The 8,520-nt window shown below is 67.4% G+C and carries 6 protein-coding genes; all 6 read left to right on the top strand.

Annotation, left to right across the window (positions count from 1 at the left end; genetic code table 11):
* The first annotated feature begins 288 nt into the window (after positions 1-288).
* The 6 genes from ACFWW9_RS36090 (at position 289) to ACFWW9_RS36065 (ending at position 8,416) form a co-directional block, all read left to right on the top strand.
* Positions 289-1,989 carry an ABC transporter family substrate-binding protein gene (locus tag ACFWW9_RS36090; RefSeq protein ID WP_390386804.1) on the top strand — a complete coding sequence of 567 codons (1,701 nt, stop codon included), beginning with the start codon at positions 289-291 and terminating at the stop codon, positions 1,987-1,989.
* A gap of 290 nt (positions 1,990-2,279) precedes the next feature.
* Positions 2,280-4,103 (top strand): ABC transporter family substrate-binding protein, encoded by a 1,824-nt coding sequence (locus ACFWW9_RS36085; RefSeq protein ID WP_390386802.1) that lies wholly within the window; start codon positions 2,280-2,282, stop codon positions 4,101-4,103.
* Between the two features lie 126 nt (positions 4,104-4,229).
* Positions 4,230-5,228, top strand: a complete 999-nt coding sequence (locus tag ACFWW9_RS36080) for an ABC transporter permease (RefSeq protein WP_390386801.1) — start codon at positions 4,230-4,232, stop codon at positions 5,226-5,228.
* Positions 5,221-6,174 carry an ABC transporter permease gene (locus ACFWW9_RS36075; RefSeq protein ID WP_390386800.1) on the top strand — a complete coding sequence of 318 codons (954 nt, stop codon included), beginning with the start codon at positions 5,221-5,223 and terminating at the stop codon, positions 6,172-6,174. Before ACFWW9_RS36080 ends, ACFWW9_RS36075 begins: the two co-directional genes overlap by 8 nt.
* A complete protein-coding gene (locus ACFWW9_RS36070; protein ID WP_390386799.1) occupies positions 6,171-7,352 on the top strand; it encodes an ABC transporter ATP-binding protein in 1,182 nt (393 codons plus the stop codon). The genes ACFWW9_RS36075 and ACFWW9_RS36070 overlap by 4 nt, the downstream gene beginning before the upstream one ends.
* Positions 7,349-8,416 carry an ABC transporter ATP-binding protein gene (locus ACFWW9_RS36065; protein WP_390386798.1) on the top strand — a complete coding sequence of 356 codons (1,068 nt, stop codon included), beginning with the start codon at positions 7,349-7,351 and terminating at the stop codon, positions 8,414-8,416. The genes ACFWW9_RS36070 and ACFWW9_RS36065 overlap by 4 nt, the downstream gene beginning before the upstream one ends.
* Positions 8,417-8,520: the final 104 nt, after the last annotated feature.

Raw genomic sequence — 8,520 nt, 5'->3', positions numbered from 1 at the left:
GGTTTTTGGCGCTAAACTCAGTCGGGCGGCAAGCTTTCCACCTGCCGTTTTGGCCCGACTAGCGCCAAAAAGAGGGGCCCCAAGTCAAATCGGCCACCAGCGGAACCGCCTACCCAGCCACCGCCGGAAACGCCACCCCGCTCCACCGGCCCCAGCGCAACCCAGCTCCCCGAAGAACCCCGAACAACCAGGACCCCCGAGGAACCCCCGACCCCCGCCACGCGTCCTCCCCACATGAACCCCAGGCCCACACGTCAACGGTCAACCCCGTCTGGCAGGCTGCGGGGCATGACTCGGTCTGGGGGGACCCGAATCCCACTCGCGGTGGCGCTGCTGTTCGCCCTTTCCGCGTGCACCAACTCCGGGCCGCTTCCGCTGGTCCCCTCCACGCCCGGCATGTCGGTCGTCCCCGAGCAGACCCTCAACGAGGTCGTGGTCGGCGTGGACGACGTCAAGGGCAGCTACAACCCCCACACCATCGCGGGCCAGTCCACCATCACGACGGCGTTGACGAGCCTGCTCCTCCCGAGCGTGTTCCGGGCCGCCCCGGACGGCACCCCGCAGCTCGACACGACCCTCATGGTCTCGGCCCAGGTCACCAAGACCGAGCCGTACACCGTCAGCTACACCGTCCGCCAGGACGCCTCCTGGACCGACACGGCTCCCGTCGCCGCCGAGGACTTCGTCTACCTCTGGCAGCGGATGCGCGGTGAGGCCGGTGTCGTCGACCCGGCCGGGTACCGCCTCATCTCCGACATCGCCTCCCGCGAGGGCGGCAAGACGGTCGAGGTCACGTTCAGCAAGCCCTACCCCGGCTGGCGCTCGCTGTTCGGCAACCTGCTGCCGGCCCACCTCCTCAAGGACCAGCCGGGCGGGTGGGGGACGGCGCTGGCCGACAGCTTCCCGGCCACCGCGGGCCCCTTCCAGGTCAAGACGCTCGACCAGCCGCGCGGCGAGATCATCCTGGAGCGCAGCGACCGCTACTGGGAGCAGGCGACGACGCTGGACCGGGTGGTGCTGCGGCGGGCCAGCCACGAGGGCACCGTGACCGCGCTCGGCGACCGGGACGACCAGGCCGCGCTGATCCGCGCCGACGCCATCGCCCTGAACACCGTGGCGGAGCTCGCCAAGACCACCCCGCTCGTCAGCAAGCCCGTCCCGCGCCCCGAGGTCGTCCAGGTCCTCCTGCGCCCGGCCGCGCCGCAGCTGGCCGACCCGAAGGTCCGCCAGGCCGTCCTGGCGGCGCTGGACCGCGAGGCCCTCATCGCGGTGGGCACCGGCAACGGTCCCGCCGCCCAGCTGCGGGCCGACTCGCAGGTCACCCCGCCGTCCAGGCCCGGCTACGTCCCGACGATCCCGCCGGGCACCGGCCAGGACCTGGCCGCGAGCACCCGGCTCCTCGGCGAGGCCGGGTTCACCCGCCCGGACGGCGGCGTGTGGCAGCGGGACGGGAAGCCGCTGAGCCTGACCATCGCGGCGGCCGAGGGCACCGAGCCGTACAACACCGTCGCCAACCAGGTGCAACGGCAACTCGTTCTGGCCGGAATCCCGGCCAAGGTGATCTCCCCGCCCGCGAATCAGTTGTTCGGACAAGACCTCGTCGGTTCACCCAATGGTGATCAGGGCTCCACGGTCGACATAACCGTTGTTCCGCAGGTGGACACGGGTGATTCGGCCGCGACACTGGCCTCCTCATTCGGGTGTCGTCCCTCGATCGGGGACGGATCCACACCCATTCCGGCTAATCTCTCCGGATTTTGCGATCAGACCTTGCAGCCCACGATCGACGCGGCCCTGAGCGGCCGGATGCTGGTGAGCGAGGCCCTCGCCAAGATCGAACCGGTGCTCTGGCAGCAAGCGGTCGCCCTGCCGTTGTTCCAGGTGGCCGACCTCCTGGTAGTCCTACCGGAGGCACAGGGCGCGGACGTCGGAGCGCCCTTCGCCGGGCCGCTCAGCGGGGCTGCCGGCTGGCGTCGCGAGGGCGGCTGAGAATCCACTTTCGACGGACTCTTCCTCGAGTGGCCGCCGGATGTTAATTTTGACAGTATTCCCTCCGTCCGGTTAACGAACGCTCCCGCCCGGTAACCACGGAGTAGCGTGCTGCTACCAGCGTGTCACCCTTTGGTCACGATCGGCCGAACAGCAGTGACCGTGCTGCTCACGGGTTCTTATCGTGCTGCAACGGTGTGTCGGTTCGGGGCGCGTTTGGCACATCACGGTTATGGGTGGACGACGGCTCAAACGGCCGCTCCAACCCGGTGCTAGGAGGGCACGTGTCGATGAGGAAATCAAAGGCTGTCTCGGCGCTCGCGCTGCTGACGAGCTCCGCACTCGTCCTGGGTGCGTGCGGCTCGGGCGGTTCGGGCGGCTCCGGCGATGCCGGGCAGCAGGATTCCAACCCTGGTGACGTTGGTGGCGCGGATCAGGTCTACAAGCGCCCGAAGGTGAACGACATCGGCGAGGTCGCCGTTGCCGTGGAAGAGGGCTTCCACAACTACAACAACAACATCGGTGCGACGAACAACTTCTCCAGCACCATCGCGTTGTCCAGCGCGCAGCCCTCGCCCTTCATCTCCGAGCTGGTCGACGGCAAGCTCGTCATCAAGGTCGACGGCGACCTGATGGAGTCGGTCGAGGTCACCTCGACCTCCCCGCAGACCATCGTGTGGAAGGTCCGCAAGGAGGCGGTCTGGTCGGACGGCAAGCCGATCGACTGCAAGGACTTCTACCTGAAGTGGCTCGCGGGCGCCAGCAAGGCGACCGTGAAGGGCGAGGACGGCACCGAGGCCAGCATCTGGGACTCGACCCCCACGGGTTACGAGGACATCGAGAAGCTGGACTGCTCGGACAACAACAAGACCGTCACCACCACGTTCTTCAAGGACAAGGCGTACGCGGACTACCGCGGCATCTTCTCCTCGCCGGGCAGCGACGGCCTCCTCCCCGCGCACATCCTCGAGGAGAAGACCTCGATCCCGGACATCACCAAGGTCCTGCCCTCGCAGAACGACGACACGGTCAAGAAGGCCGCCGAGTTCTACACCAAGGGCTGGCTGGGCTTCGACGCCTCCGTCGCGCTCTCCGGCGGGCCGTACGTCATCACCTCGTCGGACCTCAAGGACCAGACCGTCCTCGAGCGCAACCCGAAGTGGTGGGGCGAGAAGGGTGGTCCGTCCAAGATCATCCTGAAGACCAACACCGACTCCCAGTCCGCGGCGCAGCAGCTGCAGAACAAGGAAGTCCAGGTCATCGCTCCGCAGGCCGACCCGGCCGTCGCGCAGCAGCTCCGCGGCGACTCGGCGTTCAACGTCTTCGCCGCCGGTGGCCAGACCTTCGAGCACGTCGACCTGAACATGGCGCGCCCGCTGTTCAAGAACAACCCCGACCTGCGCCTGGCGATCGCCCAGTGCTTCGACCGCCAGTCCCTGGTCGACAAGCTGGTCAAGGACGTCGACCCGAACGCGAAGCCGCTGAACAGCCTCACGTTCATGCCCAACGAGGTCGGCTACGAGGAGCACTTCAGCGACATCGGCAAGGGTGACGTCGACGCCGCCAAGAAGACCCTCGAGGGTGGCGGCTGGAAGCAGGGCGCCGACGGCATCTACACCAAGGGCGAGTTCAAGGCGTCCTTCAAGCTCGGCCACAAGGTCGTGCAGCGCCGCGCCGACACCGTCCGCATCCTCCAGGACAAGTGCAAGCAGGCCGGCATCGAGATCGTGGACGACCAGGACGTCGACTTCAACGACAAGCGACTCCCGGCCAGCGAGTTCGACGCTGCCCTGTTCGCGTGGGTCGGCCAGCCCCTGAAGGCGGGTGCCTACGGCAACTACGCCAGCAAGGACAAGGGCGGCTCGGGCAACTACAACAACTACTCCTCGTCCGTCGTGGACGAGAAGTGGAAGCAGGCGAACGGCGAGCTGGACTACAAGAAGCGCGTCGACCTGATGAACGAGGTCGACAAGCAGATGCGCACCGACATGCACAGCATCCCGCTGTTCCAGCTGCCCGACTTCGCGGCCTCGAGCGCCGACATCGGCCCGATCAGCTACGTGGGCGTCGGCGGCGGTGTCACCTGGAACGCTTTCGCGTGGCAGAAGAAGTAGCCACCGACTCGTTCTGAATTAACCAAACCGGGCCAGGGGGTTGGTGCCACGAGCACCAACCCCCTGGACGGTGTCACCGTCCGGTAGGCTCGCCCGCGCCTGCGGGGGTGCCTAGGGAGACCTCTCATGCTGCGATACATAATCCGGCGGTTGATGATTTCCATCCCGCTGTTGATCCTCGCGTCCTTCCTCTGCTTCGCGCTCACGACGGCCATGGGCGACCCCCTGGGCGAGTGGAAGCTGCAGAAGCCGCGCACCCCCGCCGAGATCTCCGCGGCCTACGAGCGGACCGGCTACAACAAACCGTTCCTCGAGCGCTACGGCTCCTGGGCGGGCGACTTCGTCACCGGCGACTGGGGCGAGTCCGTCGTCCCCGGCAACGCGGGCCGCGACGTGAAGACCGACATCGGCAAGGCCTTCGTCGTCACCTTCCGGCTCGTCATCCTCGCCGAGATCATCGCGCTGCTGCTCGGGATGCTCGTCGGCGTCATCGGCGCGGTCAGACAGTACTCACTCTTCGACTACACAGCCACCGGAATATCGTTCGCGATGTTCTCGATGCCGTTGTTCTGCGTCGCCCTCATCCTGAAAACCGGGGGCATCTCGCTCAACAACTGGCTGGAGTCCATAGGCGCGGACCGGTGGATCATCACCGCCGGACCACCGGGTGACGGGTTCAAGGGCGGGTTCGGCGAGCAGTTCTTCCAGTACACCGGCGCGTACATCCTGCCGACCATCTCGCTGGTCGTCATCCAGTTCGCGCTGTACAGCCGGTTCCAGCGGGCGTCCATGCTGGACACGCTGAACGCGGACTACGTCCGGACCGCGCAGGCCAAGGGCATCTCCGAGGCGCGCTCGATCTTCCGCCACGCCTTCCGCAACGCGCTCATCCCGATCGTCACCGTCTCGTCGCTGAACTTCGGCGCGACCATCGGCGGCGCCGTGATCACCGAGACGGTCTTCGGCTGGTCGGGCATGGGCAAGTTCCTGGTGGACGCCATCACCAAGCTCGAACCGTTCCAGGTGCTGGGCTTCATGATGGTGACGGCCGTGTTCATCATCGTGTTCAACCTGATCGCGGACGTCCTGTACGCGTTCATGGACCCGAGGATCCGCCTTGACTGACCTGACTTCGCCCGTGGCGCCACCCACGGCTCCCACCACAGCCGACAAGAGCCAGTTCGACTCGTCGTCGGCGCGCAAGCAGTGGCAGGTCATCGCACGCCGCTTCCTGCGGCACCGCGCCGCGGTCATCGGTGTGGTGATCTTCGTCGTCCTGGTGCTGTTCGCCTTCCTGGGCAGCGCGTTCTGGCAGTACAGCTACACCGACCTCGGGTTCACCCGGTACGAGAACCCGACGGCCAACCACCCGTTCGGCACGGACCGCCTCGGCGCGGACATGGTGGCCCAGATCATCCGCGGCACGCAGTTCTCGCTGCAGATCGCGCTGGTCGTGGCCTTCCTGTCCACGTTGATCGGTGTCGTCCTCGGCGCGCTCGCGGGCTACAAGGGCGGCTGGGTGGACACGGCGATCAGCCGGTTCATCGACCTGCTGCTGGTGATCCCCGGCTTCATCATCGCGGCCGTGCTGGTGCGCAACAGCTTCGTCGCCACGGCGACCGGCGGCGGCTCCAGCAACTGGCTCGTGGTGGCCCTCTACCTCGGCCTGATCGGCTGGCTCTCCATCGCCCGCGTCATCCGCGGCATGGTGCTGTCGTTGCGCGAGAAGGAGTTCGTGGAGGCCGCCCGCGCGCTGGGCGCGTCGACCTCGCGGATCATCTTCCGGCACATCCTGCCGAACACGGTGGACGTCATCATCGTGAACGCGACCCTCGCGGTCGCGCAGGCGGTGCTGCTGGAGGCCGCGCTGTCGTTCATCGGCCTCGGCGTGCACAGCCCGGACACCTCGCTCGGCCTGATGATCTCGCTGAACAAGAACGAGTTGAACCTGCACCCGTGGTTGTTCCTGATCCCCTTCGTGTTCATCGTGCTGATCTCGTTGTCGGTGAACTTCATCGGTGACGGTCTCCGGGACGCTTTCGACCCGAGGCAGAAGAGGGTGAAGGCATGAGCGAGCTCGATGTGATGGACGCTCCGGAGTCGGCGGGCAGCTCGTCGTCCTCGGAGAAGCTGCTCACCGTGCAGAACCTGTCGGTCGACTTCCCGACCGACGACGGCGTCGTGCACGCGGTGCGGAACGTGTCGTTCACCCTCGCCCCCGGCGAGGTGCTGGGCGTCGTCGGCGAGTCGGGGTCCGGCAAGTCGGTGTCGTCCATGGCGATCATGGGCCTGCTGCCGAAGACGGCCAACGTGACCGGGTCGATCAAGTTCAAGGACCACGAGCTCGTGGGCCGGGACTACAAGCAGATGATGCCAGTGCGGGGCAACAACATCTCGATGATCTTCCAGGACCCGATGACGTCGCTGAACCCGGTCTACACCGTGGGGTGGCAGCTCGCCGAGGCCTACAAGGCGCACCACGACGTGTCGAAGAAGGCCGCGTGGGCGAAGGCCGTCGACTCCCTGGAGCTCGTCGGCATCCCGCAACCCGACCGGCGCGCCGCGCAGTACCCGCACGAGTTCTCCGGCGGCATGCGGCAGCGCGTGATGATCGCTATGGCGATCATCAACGACCCCGACGTGATCGTGGCCGACGAGCCCACGACCGCGCTGGACGTCACCGTGCAGGCGCAGATCCTGGACACGCTGCTGCGGATCCGGGACGAGACGAACGCGGGCATCATCGTGATCACCCACGACCTCGGCGTCGTGGCGGGCATGGTGGACCGCGTCCAGGTCATGTACGGCGGCACGGTCGTCGAGCAGGGCGGCGTGGACGAGGTCTTCGAGGCCCAGCGGATGCCCTACACCGTCGGCCTGCTGGGCTCGATCCCGAACCCCAGCCTGCTCGGCAAGCGGCTCACGCCCATCAAGGGCGCGCCGCCCTCGCTGATGAACCTGCCCTCGGGCTGCGCGTTCTCGCCGCGCTGCCCGCTGGCGATCGACGAGTGCCGGGAGACCGAGCCGGAACTGCTGGAGACCGACCGCGTCGGGCACTTCTCCCGGTGCCACCGGACCGCGCACCTGGCCACCCTGGTGGACCCGCAGAAGCTGTTCGCGACGGACGAGATCGGCGTGGTCGAGAACCCCGCCTCGCTCACCGTCGCCAACCCGGACATCCCGATCGTCGAGGACGTCGACGTCGTGGAGGCCCGGATGCAGGAAGAAGAGGAGAACCCGACCTCATGACGACCTCGACTGGCGAGCCCACCACCACGACCGCGGCGAAACCCTCCTCCGCGGCCAAGAACGCGGGCAAGACCCCTCTGCTCGAGGTCAACGACCTGGTCAAGTCGTTCCCGGTCCGCGGGGGCGGGATCATCCCGCGCACCGTGGGCCAGGTGCAGGCCGTGTCCGGCATCTCGTTCGACCTCTACCCCGGCGAGACGCTGGGCCTGGTCGGCGAGTCCGGCTGCGGCAAGTCCACGTCCGGCCGGGCGATCCTCCAGCTGCACAAGCCCACTTCGGGCTCGGTGAAGTTCGAGGGCAAGGAGCTGACCAAGCTCAAGGGCAAGGCGTTGCAGGGCGTCCGCCGGGACATGCAGATCGTGTTCCAGGACCCGTACGCGTCGCTGAACCCCCGCTGGAACATCAACAACATCATCTCGGAGCCGTTCAAGATCCACGGCGCCGAGGGCCAGGACATCCAGCACCGGGTCAACGAGCTGATGGAGCTCGTCGGCCTGAACCCGGAGCACCGCAACCGCTACGCCCACGAGTTCTCGGGCGGCCAGCGGCAGCGCATCGGCATCGCGCGGGCGCTCGCGCTCAACCCGAAGCTGGTCGTGCTGGACGAGCCGGTGTCCGCGCTGGACGTGTCCGTGCAGGCCGGTGTCGTCAACCTGCTGGAGGAGCTCCAGGAACGGCTGGGCCTGGCCTACCTGTTCGTGGCGCACGACCTCTCGGTGGTCCGGCACATCTCCGACCGCGTGGCGGTGATGTACCTCGGCAAGATCATCGAACTCGGTGACCGCGAGGACATCTACGCGCGGCCGATGCACCCGTACACGCAGGCGCTGCTGTCCGCGGTGCCGGTGCCCGACCCCAAGCTGGAGCGCAGGCGCCAGCGGATCGTGCTCACCGGCGACGTGCCCAGCCCGGTCAACCCGCCGTCGGGCTGCCGGTTCCGCACCCGCTGCTGGAAGGCGCAGGACATCTGCGCCACCGAGGAGCCGAAGCTGGAGCGCCGCGGTTCCGGCGAGGGCACGCTGTCGGCGTGCCACTTCGCCGAGGAGCGTTCGCTGCTCGGCTGATCGACCGCGTCACCACGGGTTCCGTCAGGGCCGCCACAGCGAGGCTATGGTGGCCCTGACGGCATTCGGGGACGGTGCCGTCATGTGACCGTGCCCAAGTCCCT

This window comes from Umezawaea sp. NPDC059074, assembly GCF_042738955.1.
GTDB lineage: Bacteria > Actinomycetota > Actinomycetes > Mycobacteriales > Pseudonocardiaceae > Umezawaea.
Note: the sequence above shows the minus strand (reverse complement) of the source record. Positions and strands in the feature narration are given on the sequence as shown.